The sequence below is a fragment of the Megamonas rupellensis DSM 19944 genome (assembly GCF_000378365.1).
Lineage (GTDB): Bacteria > Bacillota > Negativicutes > Selenomonadales > Selenomonadaceae > Megamonas > Megamonas funiformis.
In genome coordinates this window covers 1-20,146 of the sequence record NZ_KB899590.1, presented here as the reverse complement: position 1 = coordinate 20,146, position 20,146 = coordinate 1, and the positions used below count along the sequence as shown (strand labels likewise).

General features: G+C 30.7%; 18 protein-coding genes. 6 read left to right on the top strand and 12 right to left on the bottom strand.

The genetic code is table 11. From position 1 onward, the window contains the following. Nucleotides 1-24: 24 nt before the first annotated feature. The 4 genes from F553_RS0108840 to galE all read right to left on the bottom strand — a co-directional run bounded on the left by F553_RS0108840 (nucleotide 25) and on the right by galE (nucleotide 4,760). Complete coding sequence (locus F553_RS0108840; protein ID WP_018999816.1) at nucleotides 25-1,068, bottom strand: aldose epimerase family protein; 1,044 nt, start codon at nucleotides 1,066-1,068, stop codon at nucleotides 25-27. Between the two features lie 14 nt (nucleotides 1,069-1,082). Continuing rightward, a complete protein-coding gene (locus F553_RS0108835; RefSeq protein ID WP_018999815.1) occupies nucleotides 1,083-2,114 on the bottom strand; it encodes a LacI family DNA-binding transcriptional regulator in 1,032 nt (343 codons plus the stop codon). A 123-nt stretch (nucleotides 2,115-2,237) separates the two neighbouring features. Next, entirely contained in the window at nucleotides 2,238-3,734 is a 1,497-nt protein-coding gene (gene galT / locus F553_RS0108830; protein WP_018999814.1) for a UDP-glucose--hexose-1-phosphate uridylyltransferase, read from the bottom strand. 36 nt (nucleotides 3,735-3,770) lie between these two features. Next, the gene (gene galE / locus F553_RS0108825) at nucleotides 3,771-4,760 is read right to left on the bottom strand and encodes a UDP-glucose 4-epimerase GalE (RefSeq protein ID WP_008540031.1); all 990 of its coding nucleotides are present in this window, start codon (nucleotides 4,758-4,760) and stop codon (nucleotides 3,771-3,773) included. A gap of 262 nt (nucleotides 4,761-5,022) precedes the next feature. On the opposite strand from galE, the gene rhaD reads away from it, so the two are divergent. Beyond that, nucleotides 5,023-5,841, top strand: coding sequence for a rhamnulose-1-phosphate aldolase (rhaD, locus tag F553_RS0108820; RefSeq protein WP_018999813.1), 819 nt, complete (start codon nucleotides 5,023-5,025; stop codon nucleotides 5,839-5,841). A 54-nt stretch (nucleotides 5,842-5,895) separates the two neighbouring features. On the opposite strand, the gene F553_RS0108815 is transcribed toward rhaD, so the two are convergent. The 5 genes from F553_RS0108815 to F553_RS0108795 all read right to left on the bottom strand — a co-directional run bounded on the left by F553_RS0108815 (nucleotide 5,896) and on the right by F553_RS0108795 (nucleotide 12,536). Next, nucleotides 5,896-6,651: a DeoR/GlpR family DNA-binding transcription regulator gene (locus F553_RS0108815; protein ID WP_026296993.1), complete on the bottom strand. Its 756-nt coding sequence runs from the start codon at nucleotides 6,649-6,651 to the stop codon at nucleotides 5,896-5,898. Nucleotides 6,652-6,736: 85 nt separating this feature from the next. After that, nucleotides 6,737-8,449, bottom strand: coding sequence for an amino acid ABC transporter ATP-binding/permease protein (locus tag F553_RS0108810; RefSeq protein WP_018999811.1), 1,713 nt, complete (start codon nucleotides 8,447-8,449; stop codon nucleotides 6,737-6,739). 1 nt (nucleotide 8,450) lies between these two features. Then, nucleotides 8,451-10,160 carry a thiol reductant ABC exporter subunit CydD gene (cydD, locus tag F553_RS0108805; protein ID WP_026296992.1) on the bottom strand — a complete coding sequence of 570 codons (1,710 nt, stop codon included), beginning with the start codon at nucleotides 10,158-10,160 and terminating at the stop codon, nucleotides 8,451-8,453. A gap of 7 nt (nucleotides 10,161-10,167) precedes the next feature. Beyond that, nucleotides 10,168-11,178, bottom strand: coding sequence for a cytochrome d ubiquinol oxidase subunit II (gene cydB, locus F553_RS0108800; protein ID WP_008540036.1), 1,011 nt, complete (start codon nucleotides 11,176-11,178; stop codon nucleotides 10,168-10,170). Then, nucleotides 11,178-12,536, bottom strand: coding sequence for a cytochrome ubiquinol oxidase subunit I (locus F553_RS0108795; protein ID WP_018999809.1), 1,359 nt, complete (start codon nucleotides 12,534-12,536; stop codon nucleotides 11,178-11,180). Before F553_RS0108795 ends, cydB begins: the two co-directional genes overlap by 1 nt. 210 nt (nucleotides 12,537-12,746) lie before the next feature. Between F553_RS0108795 and F553_RS0108790 the strand changes: the two genes are divergently transcribed. The 4 genes from F553_RS0108790 to F553_RS0108775 all read left to right on the top strand — a co-directional run bounded on the left by F553_RS0108790 (nucleotide 12,747) and on the right by F553_RS0108775 (nucleotide 16,837). After that, nucleotides 12,747-13,727, top strand: coding sequence for an alpha/beta hydrolase (locus tag F553_RS0108790; RefSeq protein WP_018999808.1), 981 nt, complete (start codon nucleotides 12,747-12,749; stop codon nucleotides 13,725-13,727). Between the two features lie 386 nt (nucleotides 13,728-14,113). Next, nucleotides 14,114-15,379, top strand: coding sequence for an ABC transporter ATP-binding protein (locus tag F553_RS0108785; RefSeq protein WP_018999807.1), 1,266 nt, complete (start codon nucleotides 14,114-14,116; stop codon nucleotides 15,377-15,379). Further along, nucleotides 15,363-16,160 (top strand): energy-coupling factor ABC transporter ATP-binding protein, encoded by a 798-nt coding sequence (locus F553_RS0108780; RefSeq protein ID WP_018999806.1) that lies wholly within the window; start codon nucleotides 15,363-15,365, stop codon nucleotides 16,158-16,160. The genes F553_RS0108785 and F553_RS0108780 overlap by 17 nt, the downstream gene beginning before the upstream one ends. 5 nt (nucleotides 16,161-16,165) lie before the next feature. After that, nucleotides 16,166-16,837 carry an energy-coupling factor transporter transmembrane component T family protein gene (locus tag F553_RS0108775; RefSeq protein ID WP_018999805.1) on the top strand — a complete coding sequence of 224 codons (672 nt, stop codon included), beginning with the start codon at nucleotides 16,166-16,168 and terminating at the stop codon, nucleotides 16,835-16,837. A gap of 57 nt (nucleotides 16,838-16,894) precedes the next feature. On the opposite strand, the gene F553_RS0108770 is transcribed toward F553_RS0108775, so the two are convergent. The 3 genes from F553_RS0108770 to F553_RS0108760 all read right to left on the bottom strand — a co-directional run bounded on the left by F553_RS0108770 (nucleotide 16,895) and on the right by F553_RS0108760 (nucleotide 19,647). After that, complete coding sequence (locus tag F553_RS0108770) at nucleotides 16,895-17,530, bottom strand: PdaC/RsiV family protein (RefSeq protein ID WP_018999804.1); 636 nt, start codon at nucleotides 17,528-17,530, stop codon at nucleotides 16,895-16,897. A gap of 205 nt (nucleotides 17,531-17,735) precedes the next feature. Next, nucleotides 17,736-18,509: an enoyl-CoA hydratase/isomerase family protein gene (locus tag F553_RS0108765; RefSeq protein WP_008540047.1), complete on the bottom strand. Its 774-nt coding sequence runs from the start codon at nucleotides 18,507-18,509 to the stop codon at nucleotides 17,736-17,738. A 10-nt stretch (nucleotides 18,510-18,519) separates the two neighbouring features. Further along, nucleotides 18,520-19,647 (bottom strand): glycerate kinase family protein, encoded by a 1,128-nt coding sequence (locus F553_RS0108760; protein WP_018999803.1) that lies wholly within the window; start codon nucleotides 19,645-19,647, stop codon nucleotides 18,520-18,522. Between the two features lie 99 nt (nucleotides 19,648-19,746). Between F553_RS0108760 and F553_RS0108755 the strand changes: the two genes are divergently transcribed. Next, nucleotides 19,747-20,034: a hypothetical protein gene (locus tag F553_RS0108755; protein ID WP_008540049.1), complete on the top strand. Its 288-nt coding sequence runs from the start codon at nucleotides 19,747-19,749 to the stop codon at nucleotides 20,032-20,034. The last annotated feature ends 112 nt before the right edge of the window (nucleotides 20,035-20,146 follow it).

The following is a 20,146-nucleotide window of genomic DNA, read 5'->3' as shown; positions in this document are numbered from 1 at the left end:
AGTGTATTTTTATATTCAATATAATTATTTACTGAAAGTATATGTTGTAACAGTATGAGTTTCTTGTCCTGCTTTCAATACTGGAGATGCAAATTTATCACAATTTACAGCATTTGGTACATATTGAGTTTCAATGCAGAAAGCATCACGACGATTGTAAATATGACCTTGTTTACCTGGTTTTCCTTCTAAGAAGTTTGCAGAATAGAACTGTGCACCTGGCATTGTTGTAGCTACGTCCATAATAATACCAGTTTTTTCAGATTTAGCTTGTGCAAAAGTATATAAACCATCATGTTCTGGTAATAATACTGTATGGTCATAACCAGCAGCAATAACTAAACGTTCATCATCTTTGTCTATATCCTGACCGATAGGTTTAGCTTCACTAAAGTCAAATACATCGCCTTTTGTGATAGTGCGAATTTCACCTGTTGGGATTAATCCTGCATCAGTTGGAATCATTGCTGGGCAATCTAATTTCAATGTTTGATCATAAACACTGCCACTACCTTCACCAGCTAAATTGAAATAGCTGTGATTTGTTAAGTTAACTACAGTATCTGCATCAGTTTTAGCTTTATAATCAATGCGCAAGCAAGCATTATCATCAAAAGTATAAGTTACTTCTACATCTAAGTTTCCTGGATAATTAGCTTCACCATCTGGAGATGTACGTCTTAAAGATACGCTATTTTCGCCAATTGTGAAATCGCTATAAACTTTTTTATCAAAACCATTAGAGCCACCATGTAAATGATTTGCTCCATTGTTTGTTTCTAATTCATAAGTTTTTCCATTTAAAGTAAATTTACCATTAGCTATACGGTTACCGCAACGACCGATGAATGCACCATAGAAGAATGTTCCTTCTTCATAGCCTTTTACAGTGTCATAACCTAAAACTACATCATGTAATTTACCATCTTTGCCTTCAACTACAATAGCTTGAATAGTGCAACCATAATTAATAATGCTTACATATTCGCCTTTTGAGTTTTCAATTTTAAATTTATAAACCTGTTCCCCTGTAGAAGCTACACCAAATTTACTTTTTACTACTGCCATTTTTCTTACCTCTTTTATTTATTTGTTTTACAAGGACCTGTAGTATCACGTAAGACTAAAGTATTTTGTAATACAACTTGTCTGCTTGTTTTATTATCACTAGCTATTTTTTCCATTAATAAACTAGCCGCTGTCCATCCTAAAGTCATCATATTTTGGTCCATTGTCGTAAGTTTGGGCTCAATAAAATGACTTAATGAAACATTATCATATCCCATAATAGATATGTCTTCTGGAATTTTTAAATTTAAACGTCTACAAGCATTGACTGCACCGACACCCATCAAATCATTACAACAAAAAAGTGCTGTAACATCTTTTCGATTAGGCAAAAATTCTACAATCTTTTTAGCAGTCAACTCTACTGTATCTATACTATTACCCGCACTAACATTTATGATATTTTCTGGATTATAACAACCCATTTTCTTCATAAATTCAATATATACATCTTCTTTAAACTCATAAGAATCGCTTCGTTCACCACGAACAAAACAAATATTTTGATGACCTAATGATACTAAATGTTCTAAGGCAATTTTGGTACCTATGCGTTCATCATTATATACATAAGAAATAGCTGGACGTTTTATATATGAGTTAATAAATACCAGCGGTATCCTAGATGCCATCTGGTCAAAAAAACTACTATCCACACGTTCCGTATTTGGACTAATATTTATTATTCCTGATACATTTCGCATCAGTAATTCATTCATACATTCTTTTTCACAGATAGGGTCATCTTTTGTGTAAGTCAACAATAACGAATAGCCACTACTTGTTGCAAAACTTTCTATTCCACTTACAACTTCAGCAAAAAAAGTATTAAATAGACTAGGCACAATAATTCCAATTATTGAAGAATGTTGTGTATTTAATTCTCTTGCTTGAATGTTTGGAATGTATTCTAAATCTTTTATTGCTTCTAAAACTTTCTTCTTTGTAGCTTCTTTTACTGGATAATTACCATTTACTACACGGGATACCGTTGCTACTGATACTTGTGCCTTTTTGGCTACATCAATTATCGTAGTTGACTTCATTGTCTTCAATCCTTATTAAAATAATATATTAAAATATAATAATATATTATTTCTATATTTTCAATATTTTCTTGATTAAATATATGCCATCTATAAAATTTATAGATGGCATAATTATTAAAATTATAAAGTTGCTACAAATTTATTGAAAGCTTGAATACCTTGTATATTGCGTTTAAATACGCCTGCATGAAGTAATACAACCATAAAGATTTTACCAACTTCTAATTTAAGCATATCTTCAACTTCTTCAGCTTTAATATCTGTGTATTTTGCACGAATTTCTTTGTACCAATCTGCATGTTTAGCGATTTGTTCATCATCACTAATATCTTCTTTACCAGCGATAAAGCATTCTTTTACTTTTGCTAATTCGTCTTTTAAACGAGCTGGAAGTACTGCAAGACCCATTACTTCAATTAAGCCGATATTTTCTTTTTTAATATGATGAACTTCATCATGTGGATGGAAAATACCTAATGGATATTCTTCAGTTGTACGGTTGTTACGTAAAACTAAATCTAATTCATATTTACCATCACGAACGCGAGCAATTGGAGTAATTGTATTATGTGGTTGTCCATCGCTTTCAGCTAAGATATCTACACTTGCGTCAGAATATCCACGCCATGCATCTAATACATGTACAGCAAAATTAATTAAATCCTGTTTATTAGAAGAAGCTGCACGAATTACAGACATAGGCCATTTTACACGACCAACAGTAACATTATCAAAACCTTCGATATTGAAAGTTTCTTCGATTGGAGCTTTTTCCATAGCGAATGTATAATGTCCACCTTGATAATGGTCATGAGATAAAATAGAACCACCAACGATTGGTAAATCTGCATTGGAACCTAAGAAATAATGTGGTAAATAATCCACAAAGTTTAATAAGTTTTCAAAAGTAGCACGGCAAACTTTCATTGGTACATGCAAGGAATTTAATAAAATGCAGTGTTCATTGTAATAAGTATATGGGGAATACTGCATAAACCATTGATGACCTTCAAAATCCATAGGAATTAATCTATGTGTTTGACGAGCTGGATGATTTGCATGACCTGCATAACCTTCATTTTCACGGCAAAGTAAGCATTTTGGATAAGAAGAAGATTTTACAAGTTTTGCTTTAGCAATATCTCTTGGATCTTTTTCTGGTTTAGATAAGTTAATTGTGATATCTAAATCACCATATTCAGTATTTGCTTTCCAAATAATATTTTTATCAATACGATCTTTACGAATATAGTTAGAAGCAATACTTGTTTTATAGAAATAATCAGTAGCTTGAACTTTTGATTTTTCGTATAATTTTTTGAAAATGCCTACAACTTCAGAAGGACGAGGCATTACGCAATTCATGATACGAGTATCAAATAAGTCACGCTGAGTTACAGTATCTTCACAAAGACCTTTTTCTACAGCATAATCTAACATATTTTCTAAAATATCATGAGCTATTGGTAATGTTTCATCTACTTCTACAACTTCAAACTCATCTACACCTAATAAATCTAAAAGTAAGTTTGCACTATAGTATTTATCTTCTGGTGCAATAAGACCTTGTTGTAGAGCAAAGTTTAACAAACGATTTATTTGTAAATTCATATCCATTATTAAAAATCCCCTTTTATTAACTAAACCCCAAAATTAGTCTTCATATCCGTTTGGATGAGCTTGATGCCATTTCCAAGCAGTTTTGATAATTTCTTCCATGCTTGTATATTTTGGATGCCAGTTAAGGATTTTCTGAGCTTTTTCACTAGAAGCAATTAAGCGAGCAGGGTCACCAGCACGGCGTTGACCATATTCTACTTTAATTTTTAAGCCTGTAGCTTTTTCAGCAGCGTCGATCATTTCTTTTACAGAGAAGCCTTCACCAGTACCTAAATTGAAGATATTGCTTTCATTACCTTCACGTAAATAGTTAAGAGCTTTCATATGTGCATCTGCTAAGTCCATTACATGTACATAGTCACGGATACAAGTACCATCAGCTGTTGGATAATCTGTACCAAATACAGTGATGTGATCGCGTTTACCAAGTGGAACTTGTAAAATGATTGGAATTAAGTGAGTTTCTGTTGTATGAGCTTCACCAATATGACCATCTTCAACAGCACCTGCTACGTTGAAATAACGTAAGGATACATATTTAATACCGTTAGCCATATCTACCCATTTCATCATTTTTTCCATCATTCGTTTGGATTCACCATATGGATTAGTAGGATTTGTTTCATCAGTTTCTAAAATAGGCACACGTTTTGGTTCACCATAAGTTGCAGCAGTGGAAGAGAATACGATTTTCTTAACATCATATTTAACCATAGCTTCAAGAAGAACTTCCATACCGCAAGTGTTGTTGTTGAAATATTTTAAAGGAACTTGCATACTTTCACCAACAAGAGAATTTGCAGCAAAATGAATAATTGCTTCAATATCATTTTCTGTAAAAACTTTATCAAGGTCTGCCATATTGCGGATATCGCCTTTATAAAATTTTGCTTTTTCATGAACAGAAGCTAAATGACCTGTTTCAAGATTATCGATTACAACAACATCTTCACCATTATTGATAAGTTCATAAACCATATGAGAGCCGATATAACCTGCTCCACCACATACTAAAACTGCCATTTTAAAATCCTCCTAAGAAAATAATATTATTAATATTTTTGATTAATTTTCTATATAACAGTAAACGTTTTCTAATTTCAATTATACATCAATAAAATATATAAATCAATACTTTTTCAAATTATTTTATTTTTAAATTTTACTGAAAACTCATTTTTTATTTTATTGTTTATTGTGATTTTATGTGGTATTATATTTAAAATAACAAAAACAACAAAGATATAAACAAAAATAAAGATTTTATCATAAGAAAGGATATTTTATGTTAATTACTAATGCTGAATTTATTCAAGGATTTATACGTCTTACTGACGATGCATTCAAAAAAGGTTGGCATGAACGCAATGGCGGCAATCTAAGTTATCGTATAAAACCTGAAGAAATCGAAGAAATAAAATCTGAATTAAAAGCACCTACTAATTGGATTCCGATTGGTGTAAGTGTGCCTAATTTAGCTAATGAATATTTCTTAGTTTCTGGAACTGGTCGTTATATGCGCAATGTTATCTTAAAACCAGAAGATAATATTTGTATTGCTAAAATCGATGATAAAGGTGAAAATTATGCTATCGTTTGGGGATTAGAAAAGGGTGGTCGTCCAACAAGTGAATTTCCAACTCATCTTATGAACCATAGTATAAAAAAAGACCTAACAAATGGTCAAAATCATGTAATTTATCATGCTCATCCAACTAACATCATTGCTCTTACTTTCGTTTTACCACTAAACGATAAAGAATTTACTCGCGAACTTTGGGAAATGGCAACAGAAGATCCTGTTATTTTCCCTGAGGGTATCGGTGTTGTTCCTTGGATGGTTCCAGGTGGTAGCGAAATAGCTAAAGCTACAAGTGAACTTATGAAAAAATATAATATTGTAGTATGGGCTCATCATGGTATGTTCTGCTCTGGTAAAGATTTTGATGAAGCTTTTGGTCTTATGGATACTGCGGAAAAAGCTGCTGAAATCTGTGTAAAAGTCCGTTCAATGGGTGGCAAAAAACAAACTATTACCACTCAAAATTTCCTTGATTTAGCTAGAGATTTTAAAATAGATTTAAATAAAACTTTCTTAAAATAAACATCATAAAAAAGCTGTAACAATTAGAGATATCCTCTTTTGTTACAGCTTTTTTTAGTAAATCAACTTTATATCATTTTCTTTAATATAATTAAACCACTCAATATTAGGTTCTTTGTCCGTTACAATTGTGTCAATTTCAGCTAAATCACATGTTTTAATAAATGCAGTTTTATCAAATTTTGTACTGTCTGCTAATAAAATACTTTTTTGTGCTTGTTCTATCATTTGTCGTTTAATAATACTTTCAGGCTCATTTGATTCCATCAAACCTTTTTTCATATCCAAAGCCTTACAACTGATAATAGCCATATCTACATAATATTTTTTTATAGTCTCACAAGCAGTAGTTCCAACTAAAGCATAAGAATGAGCTCTTAATTCTCCACCAGTTGAAATTATTTTAAAATCACTATTCACAAATTCATTTATAAGTCGTATAGAATTTGTAATTATAGTTAAATCTTTCTTATCTTTTAAATATCGCAATAATGCTAAACATGTAGTACTTGCATCTACCATTAAGGTATCGCCATCATTAATCAAGTGTTCAGCTTTTTTAGCTATATAAACCTTATTACTATTATTAATATCTATGCGTTTTAAAAAAGAAATATCTTGACTTGTATGGTCATTTATTACCGCTCCACCATAACAACGTTTAACTAAATTTTGTTGCTCTAATTTCTCTAAATCACGCCTTATTGTTTCATCAGTTACATCAAATAATTTACTCAAATCTTGTACATAAACTTTTTGGTGCTGATTTAATAATTTCATTATTTCCCGACGTCGCTCAATACCTAGCATAAAATCACCCCAAAATCTATAAATATTATTTATAATCTTATAATCATTATAGAATATCCCTATAAAAAATACAAATAAATTGCTCCTAGATAAAGTTTTTGTACCTAATCAATTTGTTCAAATAACTATCTTCACGCAATAATAATTTTTTTATATTACCTTGTTCTATGATTTTTTCTTCTCCACAAATAATAATATCATCAAAAAATCGCAACAAACTTATATCATGAGAAGTTACTATCATCGTTTGTTTTTGATATTTTTCCATAAGTTGACCACATATATTATTTGTTGTTTTTATATCAAGCCCTGCTGTAGGTTCATCTAATAAAATTATATCTTTTTGTTTTGCTAAACAAATAGCTAATTGTAATCTATGCTTTTGCCCACCTGATAATTTATTGCCATCATTGCCCACTATATAATCCAATCCCACTTGCTTTACAAAATCTAATAAATATACATTTTCTAAGGATTTATATATTTCTTCATCAGTGATATTTTCATAAAGCATTTTAAAATTATCACGTATAGATAAATTAAAAATATGATGTTCTTGAAATGCTACTGCAAAATGTTCACGTATGGATTTTTCAGCTAAATCATCGTAATTTTTGCCTTGTATAAAGATATTTCCCTTCAATGGATATAATAATCTCATTAACACATAAAACAATGTGGATTTTCCACAACCACTAGTGCCGACAATCAAGGTTTTATTGCCTTTTTTTATAGATAAATTTATATCTCTCAATAAAACTTTATCATATCCATAAGCTAAATTTTTCAGCAATAATTGCACATCTTTACTTTGTTTATCTTCTTGATTTTCATTTTTTACTTCATTATTTGCATTAGCAATAAACTTTTTCTCTTGCATAAAAATAGCTAAATCTTGCCAACGTTTACTAGCTTCATCAAAATGCTCTATCAATGAAGGCATCATCGCTAACACTTCTAAGACAGCTTGATAAGTCAATATTATTGTGATCGCCATAATGGGATTAAAATCTTGTGTATTCACTAAATAAATACTTATAGCCAGACAAATAATTAAATAAGCTCCCATTATAAATTCACTACATAGATTAACTTTTAATTTTAATTTAAATAAATTTTGCTGATATTGTTGATACTGCTCAATACTATGGTTAATATTTTTTAATCTATACTTGTCATAATTATAAAAAGATAGTTCCCTACTACCTTCATAAAACTCTATAATCTCTTGAGTCAATAAAAATTTATGTTTTTTTAATTTCAAATATCTTCGCCATGTCATATAAGGTATGACTAACATGAATACAAGCCATGAACTAATTAGTAATATCATCAAATCATAACTATATAGAAAAAACCATATAGACAAGATAAATACACTTATCGTAGTTATAATAGGTGGCAAAAAGAAACGCAGAAAACTATCCCTTAAATTATCCACTGCATTTACAATTAAATCAAAAGCATCTCCATTTTCTGTTTGTTGCTTGAATGGCAATGCTTTGATAATTTTTGTCAAAACAAATACTCTAAAACTAGTAAATAGCGAAAAACCTACTTTATGTGTAAAATATCGCTCTAAATAACGAAAGACAGCCCTCATTACACCGCAAAAGCGTACACCTACAATAGCAAGTGATAAAACATAAAGTGGCGGTTGCAGGGCAGCACTAGCTATCAACCATGCAGAAAGTCCCATTAAACTTATTGAGCTTAATGTTGAAATAGTACCTACTAATATTGCTAATAATAAACTCCATACTACAGGTCTTATCATATTACTCAATATCTGTACCATTTCAAATACTCCTTTCACCTTCTATTATTTCACTAAAATAATTTATTTTATCCTTAATTTTTTCATTATCCACTAATTTTCCCTGTTGTAAATAAATCAATTCATCAGCATTTTTTAAAGTCTGTAAGCGATGACCAATGATTATTACAGTTACTTTATTTTTTAAATCAGATAAAATTCTTTGTATCAGCTTTTCATTATACACATCTAAATTTTCCATAGGTTCATCTAATAATAATAATTTTGGTCTACCAATTAAAGCTCTAGCTAAACCTAAGCGACGCTTTTGCCCAGAACTTAAATTCATCGCTGAAATTATTTCTGTATCATATCCCTGTGGCAATGATTTTATAAATTCATCTAAATTTACCAACTGACAAATATGTTCTATTTCTTTTAAATTAAAATCTCTACCTAAAGTTATATTTTCCCTGATTGTCGCTGAAAAAATATATGGCTCTTGAGCTACCCAGCCAATTTGACTTTGCCACCATTGTTTATCTAAATCAGCTAAATTATAATCATTGATTAAGATTTCTCCAGATTGGCATCTTTCTATACCTAATAATAATTTAAATAATGTGGATTTCCCTGCCCCATTATCTCCAGTCAAAACCAACTGCTTGCCTTTTTCTATTTTTAAACTTAAATCATCAATTGCCCATTTATCATTATCTTGATATTTATAATAAACATTTTTCAATTCAATCTGCACCATATCTGCATCATCAAATTTTAAATTTGTCTTACTTTCCTTTATACAGTTTAATTTATCAATCATAGCATAAATTTCACTAGAAGCTGTAATCCCATTCATGGCATCATGAAAAGCTGAACCAAATTGACGAAAAGGCTGATAAAATTGTGGTGCTATCAATAAGATAAAAAATACAGGTAAAAATTCCACATGTCCATAGATAAGTCTAAGACCAATATTTACAGCAATAATCGCTATACTTAACGTAGAAATAAATTCTAACATAAAAGCTGAAATAAAAGCTATGCGCAAAACTTTTAAAGTCGCTTGACTAAAAAGTTTACCATTTTTATTTATTTCACTTAATTGTCTTTGTGTTTGATTATACGCTTTAACAATCAATAAACCAGGCAATAAATCTGCCATATACATAGTTAATTTTTGAAAGACTTGCCACTGCTTTTTATTTTCCTTATCTGCAATCTTGCCAATTAAAATCATAAAAAATGGTATTAATGGTGCAGTAATCAAGAAAATCAATCCAGATATCCAATCATTGATAAAAGTAAATATCAATAAAATGAGCGGAATCGTACTCAATAAACCTAATTGCGGTATAAATGATGTTAAATAAATATCTAATTTATCAACGCCTTTTGTAATCAAGGCTATCCATTGCCCTTTTGCATATGAATTAGCTAAAAAACTACGCTGAGCTAATACTTCAAATAATTGTTTACGTAAATTGCTTTGTACATTTAATGATATTTTCTCCATTTGATAATGATTAAAATAATTTAGTATTGCCTTTATACAAAAAAAGAAAAACAGCAACACCAATAATGGCGTTGCTGTACTACTTTCTAAGCGAGATAAAAGTAATTTATCTCCTATATAAGCAATAATATATGCTATAGCTACAATCATCATAGCTTGCATAATATTTGATATCATCACCAAAATCAACTGTCGTTTAAAAGGGAAAATATCTTTTAATAAATTTTTATCTATCATTTTTTTATTAATATTCTAAGTCATGATGACTTACACGTTTTCTAAATACCCAATAAGTCCAACCTTGATAAATGAGTACTACTGGTACAAAGCAAACAGCAGCAATTGTCATTATAGTCAAAGTATATTCAGTAGAAGAAGCGTTATAAATTGTTAAACTCCAATCTGGATTTAAAGTGGATATTAAAATACGTGGGAATAATCCTGCAAATACTGCAACTGTTGTAAATACAATAGCTAAAGAAGAACCAATAAATCCTTTAACATATTGTTGTTTTTTATAAACTAATAAGATAGAAGCTACAAAAGAAACAGCTGCTAAAATAAATAAAATAACAGAAGAAATTGACGCAAACATATCTGTATTCAATGCAGTTAAAATCAAGCAAAGCACATAGAAAATAGCTGCTGTACCACCAAGACATACAGATACGATACGCAATCTATCAATCATTTTTGTATCAGCAAGACGAAGTGTTAAAAATACTGTTCCATGATAAGCAAATACCAATAAGAAAGTAATACCACCAACGATAGTATATAAAGATAATAAATCAAAGAAAGTACCTTTATAAATCATTTCACCATTGATAGCGAAACCTTTCATCATATTACTTACAGCAACGCCCCATAAAAATGCAGGTAAGGCACTGCCAAAGAAAATCATATAATCCCATAAGCTTCGCCAATATGTGCAATCGTGTTTACTTCTAAATTCAAAAGCTACACCACGAACAATTAAACCTAAGAGCATCAAAAACAATGCCATATAAAGCATACTAAACATAGTAGCATATACATGAGGGAATGCTGCAAACATAGCGCCGCCAGCAGTAATCATCCAAACTTCATTACCATCCCAAACTGGACCTATGGAATTAATGAGCATACGGCGTTCTACATCATTTTTCGCAAAAAATGGTAAAATCGTACCTACACCATAGTCAAAACCCTCTAAGAAGAAGAAACCTACAAATAAAACTGTTACAAGTATAAACCATACAATTTGTAAATCCATTATGCCTGCCCTCCTTCATCATCCATCTTATGAGCATCTTTTTTCACGAATTTAAGAGCTATAAAGATAGCAGCTACAGCTAATAAAGCATAAATAAGTGTAAAACCTACCAATGTAATTAAAACTTCTGTGCTAGTGATATTTTGAGATACTGCATCAGATACTTTTTGCAAACCTACTACCATCCATGGCTGACGACCAGCTTCAGTGATTATCCAACCAAAAGTATTTGCTATAAATGGCAATGGCAATAATAATACTAAAATATTTAAGAGCCAACGAGCATTTTCCAAACGTTTTGTATAGAATAAAAAGCCTGCTAAAATCATTGCACCAATCATAGCTACACCGCAAGCTATCATAATTCTAAAGCTCCAGAATAATAAAACTACATTTGGAATGTAATCATCATAACCATATTGTTGAATATATTGTTCTTGCAATTCATTTATGCCTTTTACTTCACCTTCTGGGCTATCATAAATAAGCATAGATAACATATATGGCACTTCAATAGCATCATAATTTACCTTATTTTCTGTATCAATATTAGCTATTACAGTGAAAGGAGCTGGATTTTCAGTTTCCCATAAAGCCTCCATAGCTGCCATCTTCATTGGTACATTTTTACCGATAAATTGAGCCTGTAAATGTCCACTGCCCATTACTAAGAACAAACCAATTAAACTATAGATAATGCCTGATTTTATCGCTGTTTTAAATGTTTCTACATTTTGACCAGACAATAAACGATAAGCACTTACAGCCACTACAATCACACCAGCTGTAACAATACCAGATAATACAGTATGAGCATATTGCCCTACAACATAAGGATTAGTTACTAATGCCAAAAAGTCTGTCATTTCAGCTCTGCCATTAGCAATAGTATAACCTACAGGATGTTGCATAAAAGAATTTGCAACTAAAATCCAAAAAGCAGATAAATTACTACCAAAAGCTACAAGCCAAATAGATAAACAATGTAATTTTTTGGATAAACGACCTTCACCAAAAATCCATACACCTAAAAATACAGACTCTAAGAAAAATGCAGTCAATGCTTCTAGTGCAAGTGGTGCCCCAAAAATATCTCCCATGAAACGAGAGTATTCAGACCAGTTCATACCAAAATGAAATTCTTGTACGATACCAGTTACCACACCCATGGCAAATGAAATGATAAAGAGTTTTCCAAAGAATTTTGCTAAACGCTTATAAACTATGTTATCTGTTTTTAAATACATAGTCTGCATAATAGCAATGAAAATGGATAAACCTAATGAAACCGGAACAAATAAAAAATGGTAAATTGTTGTGATTGCAAATTGCAATCTAGATAGAGTTATAACATCCATAATATAAAACCTCCTTTGTAGTGTATATTTAAGTTAAGTATACACTAATAACTTATATAGACGCAAGATTTATTATTTATAGATAATTATTATCATAACTTCTCAAAAATAATCTTTATAAAATCATCTAAATAATATATACTCGTTATTATCCAATTCATTATCTTTGGTTTTTATTGCAAATTTTTATTTTTTATCTAGGTGGTTTATGTGAAAAAATTTCTTCATTCTTTATTTATATTTTTTATTGGGCTTTTAATCGGTGCTATTTTAACCTTTAATACCTTAGGTTTAATTTTAGGCAATATTTTATATATGGAACTTAGCAATCCCCAATTAAATATCAATCTCACTAGCATCGTAAATCATTCTCAAGATTTAACGCGAATAAATCAATATCAGCAAGAAAATCCTAATGCTCAAAAAGTTGCTCTATACACTCCTTATGGTGATAACTCTCGTGAATTAGTTGGCACTTTTATCAACAATAATTCCAAATATAAAAAGACAATTATTTTAATTCATGGTCTTTATCAAAATCGTTCCATGTGCTTAAATTATGTCAATATCTATAAACAATTAGGATTTAATGTCTTATTGATTGATTTACGTGGTCATGGTGAAAGTGATGGCATCATTACTTGGGGACAAACAGAAATCCGTGATATTGATATGTGGTGCGATTATCTTCGCAATACGAAACAACAAGAATTAATTGGCATTCATGGAATTTCTCTAGGTGGTGCATTTGCACTCCTGCACAGTGGATTATCTGTTCACCCTGCTGATTTTTACATTGAGGATAGTTCCTATAGTGATTTAAAAGGTCTTTATTACAATCATCTACACAGCATGATACAATTACCTAATGATTCCAAAATTCTTGATATCTTGTGGATTTATTCTCAAGTCTGCATGTATTGGCATACAGGTTCAACTTTAGATAAATTAGCTCCATTAAAAGCAGTAGCTCACTCCACAAGCCCTACATTATTTTTACATGGCAGTGCAGATACTTTAATCCCACCAAATACACTTCAAGAATTATACGATAATTGCCGTGCAACAAAATCTATGCATATGTTCAAAGACTCCACACATGCTCAAGCTATTTCTAATTATCCTAATGAATATTTTAATGTAATAAAAGATTTTCTCGTTAATAATCATTTTACAACTATACAAAATTAAAAATTTTATTGTATCTTGACAATAAAAAATAGTTTTGATATCATGAACACAGATTAATATATTTAAAATCTATGAGCAAGAATAGTAACTATGATAAAAGCTTTACAGAGAATCGACGATGCTGAGAGTTCGATAAGCACTTATGATAGCGAATGGACTTGTGAGATGTAGCCTGAGCCATAATATTATGGGGTAAGCACTATCGGCCTTTTCCACCGTTATACGGAAACGAGTATCGGATATAAAAAATCCCGCACTTTGTATTTAGTAAGATAATTTGCTACTTAGTTTAACTAAGGGTGGCACGAGTATAACGCCTCTCGTCCCTTTTCATAGGGATTGAGAGGCTTTTTTATTTGTTTGTTATTTGATTGGAGGATTTATTTATGGAGTTACGTTGGATAACTATTACAACTTTATTATTAGCCATCGGTGTAATTTTACGTATGGTTTCGCCAAATATTGGTGGCATATCTTTAAACTGGAATATTGTAATGTATTGTTTAGCAATATTATTATGTAGACCTACAATAAAACAAGGTTTTGGCATTGGTTTAGTTTCTGGTATCATCGCTATGATGACATCTAAAGCTGCTCTACCTTATGCTAATTTAATAAGTGACCCATTAGCTGCTACTATTTGCGCTTTAATGGTCAATAGCAATCTTTTTAACATTAAAAAATCTAAAATTTCACTAATTCCTTTTATCGTTGTATTCATCACTACTTTTATCAGTGGCGGTACTTTTGTTACTTTGACAAAAATCTTTTTACAACTTCCTATGAATATTTATCTTTATGCTATGCTTCCTGCTGTAGCTTTAGTTGCTCTTTTAGGTGCTGTTGCTGGTCAATTGTTATATTTACCTGCTTTTAAAATTTTCAATGCCAAATTAAATAAAAATGATAAACAATTTTCTTTGCACGATATAAATTTGACTATTCCTAAAGGTTCTTTTTGTGTAATCACAGGTGTAAATGGCAGTGGTAAAACTTCTTTAATCTTAAATATAGCTGGCAGTAAACCTGCATATTTGAATGAAATCACCACTAGCAAAATAAATATAGCTGATATTGATATCTTGAATACACCGCCTAAAAAACTCAATGAATTAATCGGTGTTGTCATGGCTGATTACAATGCTCAACTCGTAACGCAAACAGTTGGCGATGAAATCGCTTTTTCTCTTGAAACATCTGGTCTTAATGCTCAAGAAATCATCAAAAGACGACGCGAACTTTTAGCTAGTGTTGGTCTATCCGATAAAGAAGATATGCCAATTTCAGCTTTATCTGGCGGACAAAAACAACGACTTGCTATTGCCTCTATAATGGCAATGAATACGCCTATCATCATTCTTGATGAACCAGTTGCTGCCATTGACCCTGAAGGCGCAAAAGATATCTATAATTTATTAGTTGATCTCAATAAAAGATACAATAAAACAATTATTGTAACTGAACATGACTTGAAATATGTACTTGATATTGCTGACCAACTTTGTGTAATTGATAACGGTCATTTAGCTTACAGTGGTAATGTAGATGATTGTTTAAAATATATGTATGAAGAAAAAATTTATCCTGAAGTTATTCCTCTTCGCTGGAAAATACGCTATGAAATAGGTGATAATCATGTTAACGCTAAATAATATTTCTTTTAGCTATCAAAAAAATAGATTTATCTTAAAGAACATCTCCACCAATATAGATGATACAAAAATCACAGCTATAGCTGGCAGAAATGGCAGTGGTAAAACAACATTAACTAGACTTTTAATGGGACTTGTGCACCCTAATAGAGGCTCTATGATTTTAGATGATGTTGATATCACCAAAAAAGAACCATATGAAATGGCTCAATATATCGGTTATGTATTTCAAAATCCTGACCAACAATTATTCGCTTCCACTGTTTTCGAAGAAGTAGCTTTTGCACCAAGAAAATTAGGTTGTAATGAACATACTATAAAAAAACGTGTCGAAGAAGTTTTAAAAATAACTAATCTTCAAGATGTAATTTGGGAAATGCCTCAAGTTTTAACCTTAGGGCAAAAACAGCGATTATCTATTGCTTGCGCCTTAGCTGCCAAACCTAAAATCTTAATCTTAGATGAACCTACCTCTGGGCAAGATTGCCGAGAACGCACTATGTTATTGCGCTTGATGCGAAAACTAAATGCTCAAGGTCTAGGTATCATTATGGTAACACATGATATGGATATCTTAGCTGAACATGCTGATAAAGTCATCGTCATCAATCAAGGAGAACTTGCTTTTGATGGTACGCCACTTGATTTATTTTCTCAAAAAGAATTGACGCTAAAGCTCGGTTTAGAATTACCTGAAGCTGTTTGTATCAGTCAGGAATTAGGTCTAGATATTTGCCTTACACCTATGGAAATTTACGCTCATTTACACAAACGAGGTTGATTATAATGTATAAATTAACTGCTTTAACAAAATTAATTTTAGCTATTATGATTTCAATAGCGTCTTTAATCACTAATGACTTATATATCTTAAGTATATTAGCCCTTATCGAAATTTTTACTTGTTTTTATTTACCTAAGACAAAATTACTTTGGAGTGCTCTTGGTATTTTAATTTTTTTCAGCTTTATTTTGTTTCTAATTCAACTTGTTTGCGGTACTAATTTAAATACCTCCATTGCCTCTGCTCTGAAAATGTTCATCATGGCAGTATCTTTATTATTGCTCTTGCAAACCACTTCTGCTAGAGAACTCACAGCTTCATTAGTAAAACAATTGCATTTACCTTATCAATACGCTTTTATGATTACTGCTATTTTGCGTTTTGTTCCTGATATATTAGAAGAAAGCTCTGCTGTTCGCGATGCCCAGAGTTGCCGTGGTTTTAAACCTTCATCAAATCCATTTCGTCGCATTTTTGATTATATGATGGTAATTAAACCCATGGTTTTTCGCTCTATTTCTCGCAGTGAAAATATGGCACTCAGTCTTCAAATGAGAGGATTTTCTTCTCCTAAGCCAAGAGTATTTATTATTGATACTAAATTAAGAGCTATAGATTATATTTCTATGATTTTATTTCTTATAATCTTATCTTTATTATTTTATTTCATTTAAAACTAATAAAAAAACTGCTAGCATATTGTATCTAGCAGTTTTTTATTTATAGCAATTTTATTTTTTTAAAATAACATCAACAAGACCTACTGCATATGGTGTTATCTCATATCTTTGGAACAATACATGTAAATCCATATTTTCATCTAAATAAAATTCTTGAGGAAATGCTGTTACATCTTTATGAAAATCAAATAGATGTTGACCTACCTGTGCTTTTATTTCTTTATTTAAATTATCTATTGTATAAATGTTTTTTCCACTTTGCTTATCTATATTAATAACTTGAGAAAATTGTATTAAATTACCTTGTTCATCAAAGCTTAATCCATAAGCATACGTATTTGGATGAGCCGCACCTTTATACATAGTAGAACAATTTATAATCACACTAAAAATTTTATCGCTATTTGCTTTTATTTCATATCCGATAAAACCTGTAAGGTCTCTACCAATATCATTTTCTTGTTGAACATTTTGATTAAAGTCGTTTATTATCTTAGTAATCTGTCTATTTATTCTAGATTTCACTAAAATATTATCTGCATTTACTACTGGATATTTTCCCTCTACAAACTCACTGTTCAATGTCTTTTCTCGCACTTCATAATAGCTTGATTGCGCAAATGTAACCGACATTGACAAAAGCATTACCATAAATAAACTCATTAAAATTTTCCACGATTTTTGCATAAGAAACCCTCCCTTAAATGCACTTTTTTTCATTATATCTTAACAATATTAAAAAATTCTTAAAATTACTTGTTATTTACTAAAAATTATATTATTATTAAATTAATCCTTCCTAATTCTAGAAGATATAAGCAAGATAAAAGTCCTACGTTCGGCAATTTCGTAGGACTTTTTATTTTTATCTAATTAAATATTTCTAAATCTATTATTTACCTTGAAAATTAGGTTGACGTTTTTGTTTAAAAGCCAAAATTCCTTCTTTACAATCTTCTGTTCCTAAACAAAAAGTCTGTACAAGAGCTTCTTCATCAAGAAAATCTTTTAAATTTGCATATGATTTATTCAACATTTTTTTCATATACATAATAGCCATAGGCGCACCTTGAGCTATTTTTTGTGCTATTTTTTCTGTTTCTATTTTCAAATCTTCTTTTGTATAGACATGCATTACCATTTTTAATTTTTCTGCTTCTTGCGCACTGATTACATCAGCTGTGAACATTAATTCTTTCGCTTTTTGTAATCCTACTGTTTCTTTTAATAAATACATACCGCCACAATCAGGAACTAAACCAACATTGACAAAACTTTGAATAAATTTGGCATCTTCACTGCTACATACAATATCGCAAGCTAACATTAAATTAACACCAGCGCCAGCAGTAACACCATTTATCATACCAATGACAGGCTTAGCACAATTTCTCAATTTTAGAGTCATCTCGCCTACGCGTTCAATAAAGGCTTTTCTTTTTTTATCATCATTTAAGCTTTCTAAATAACCTAAATCACCACCAGCACAAAAAGCTCTACCTGCACCAGTTAAAATAATTACGCGAATATCTTCATCTTCTACAAAAATATCTAAGGCACGATGAAATTCTTCCACTAAATCTGCATTCATTGCATTTAAACTTTTAGGACGATTTAATGTAATTATCCCTAGATGCTCATTTTTTTCCATTAAAACACTTTGCATATTTGCCACCTCATATTTTTAATAATCTTAAAATATTTTCCATAGTTAATATCATATTTTCTTTGCTTTTCAAGGCTGATTTACTAAATTCCATAGGTTCTTTATTAATGCTAAATATAGCTGTTATACCTTTATTATACGCTTCTTGAATATTTTCACCAATAGCTCCTGTTACCACAATTACAGGAGTTTTATATTTTTGACTGCGATTTGCCACACCCATGACTACTTTTCCATGCAAAGATTGACTATCAAATTTACCTTCACCTGTAAATACAATATCTGCCTTTGAAACTAATTCATCAAAATTTATCGTATCTAAAATAACATCTATGCCTTTAGTTAATTTACTTTGCAAAAAAGCTATACTGCCTGCACCTAAACCGCCAGCAGCTCCAGCTCCTTTGATATCTTTCACCTCAATATGTAAATCTCGTTTAATTATTTTTGCTAAATGAGCTAACCCTTCATCTAATAATTTAACCATATCTTCATCAGCACCCTTTTGAGGAGCAAAAACTGCTGACGCACCTAATCTGCCACATAAAGGATTATCTACATCACACATAGATATAAATTCTACATCTTTTATCTTTGAATATATATTATTCATGTCAATTTTATAAATTTGAGACAATGTCCCACCTGTTGGTATAAATTCTTGGTCTTGTTCATCTTTAAATTTCACACCTAAAGCAGCAGCCATACCACAACCGCCATCATTTGTCGCACTTCCACCAAGACCTAAAATTATTTTTTTAGCCCCACTATTTATAGCATCTATGATTAATTCACCCACACCGAATGTAGTTGTTTTATCTGGCTCTAAGCGATTTTTCACCAATGGTAATCCAGCACAAGCAGCCATCTCTATGACAGCTATATTATCTTTTAACATAGCATAATGAGCTAATATTTTCTGTTCATTAAAAGCATCACTTACCCAAACACTTTTCTTTTCCCCACCAAGAGCATATAAAAATGCATCTACTGTTCCTTCACCACCATCAGCTACAGGCACACTGATGATATTTGCATCTTTATATAAATTTTTTATTGATGACTTCATGATATTACAGACTTCTATAGCTGATAAAGTTCCCTTAAAAGAGTCAGGCACTAAAATAAAATTTTGCATAAAACTTTTCACACCTTTGTTATATTTACTATTTTCTTCATATTTTATATTATATAGTTAAAATTTTTATTTCATCTTATTTATACTGGAGGTAGCTTTATGGCTGTAAAAATCACAGGATATTATAAATTACCTAATGAAATCGAACCTCAATTAATAGAGTTTGACAAAGTATTCAATATTTCCTTTATGCGTAAATACACTAAATATAAAACTTTTGCCAAATTTTTAACAGGTGGTAAATTTAACATCACTTGCCAAAAAGATTTTGAAGAATTACCAGAAGAATTAATGGATAAACATGTAGCTAAGAATACTCAATTCAAAACATGGCAAGAAATGTTAGATTTTGCTACAGATAAATATATAATCAGTAAACAAAAATAAAATAAAAAGCACAGCTTATAATATGAACTGCACCCCAAAAGTTGGACAAAAAACAACTTTTGGAGGTGCAGTTTTTTTATGACTAAATACTCAAATGAATTTAAAGTTAAAG

What these genes read in the sequence shown, in the direction of transcription:
- F553_RS0108840 (WP_018999816.1), bottom strand. Translation starts at nt 1,068, where the DNA reads ATGGCAGTAGTAAAAAGTAAATTTGGTGTAGCTTCTACAGGGGAACAG.
- F553_RS0108835 (WP_018999815.1), bottom strand. Translation starts at nt 2,114, where the DNA reads ATGAAGTCAACTACGATAATTGATGTAGCCAAAAAGGCACAAGTATCA.
- galT (WP_018999814.1), bottom strand. Translation starts at nt 3,734, where the DNA reads ATGGATATGAATTTACAAATAAATCGTTTGTTAAACTTTGCTCTACAA.
- galE (WP_008540031.1), bottom strand. Translation starts at nt 4,760, where the DNA reads ATGGCAGTTTTAGTATGTGGTGGAGCAGGTTATATCGGCTCTCATATG.
- rhaD (WP_018999813.1), top strand. Translation starts at nt 5,023, where the DNA reads ATGTTAATTACTAATGCTGAATTTATTCAAGGATTTATACGTCTTACT.
- F553_RS0108815 (WP_026296993.1), bottom strand. Translation starts at nt 6,651, where the DNA reads ATGCTAGGTATTGAGCGACGTCGGGAAATAATGAAATTATTAAATCAG.
- F553_RS0108810 (WP_018999811.1), bottom strand. Translation starts at nt 8,449, where the DNA reads ATGGTACAGATATTGAGTAATATGATAAGACCTGTAGTATGGAGTTTA.
- cydD (WP_026296992.1), bottom strand. Translation starts at nt 10,160, where the DNA reads ATGATAGATAAAAATTTATTAAAAGATATTTTCCCTTTTAAACGACAG.
- cydB (WP_008540036.1), bottom strand. Translation starts at nt 11,178, where the DNA reads ATGGATTTACAAATTGTATGGTTTATACTTGTAACAGTTTTATTTGTA.
- F553_RS0108795 (WP_018999809.1), bottom strand. Translation starts at nt 12,536, where the DNA reads ATGGATGTTATAACTCTATCTAGATTGCAATTTGCAATCACAACAATT.
- F553_RS0108785 (WP_018999807.1), top strand. Translation starts at nt 14,114, where the DNA reads ATGGAGTTACGTTGGATAACTATTACAACTTTATTATTAGCCATCGGT.
- F553_RS0108780 (WP_018999806.1), top strand. Translation starts at nt 15,363, where the DNA reads ATGTTAACGCTAAATAATATTTCTTTTAGCTATCAAAAAAATAGATTT.
- F553_RS0108775 (WP_018999805.1), top strand. Translation starts at nt 16,166, where the DNA reads ATGTATAAATTAACTGCTTTAACAAAATTAATTTTAGCTATTATGATT.
- F553_RS0108770 (WP_018999804.1), bottom strand. Translation starts at nt 17,530, where the DNA reads ATGCAAAAATCGTGGAAAATTTTAATGAGTTTATTTATGGTAATGCTT.
- F553_RS0108765 (WP_008540047.1), bottom strand. Translation starts at nt 18,509, where the DNA reads ATGCAAAGTGTTTTAATGGAAAAAAATGAGCATCTAGGGATAATTACA.
- F553_RS0108760 (WP_018999803.1), bottom strand. Translation starts at nt 19,647, where the DNA reads ATGCAAAATTTTATTTTAGTGCCTGACTCTTTTAAGGGAACTTTATCA.
- F553_RS0108755 (WP_008540049.1), top strand. Translation starts at nt 19,747, where the DNA reads ATGGCTGTAAAAATCACAGGATATTATAAATTACCTAATGAAATCGAA.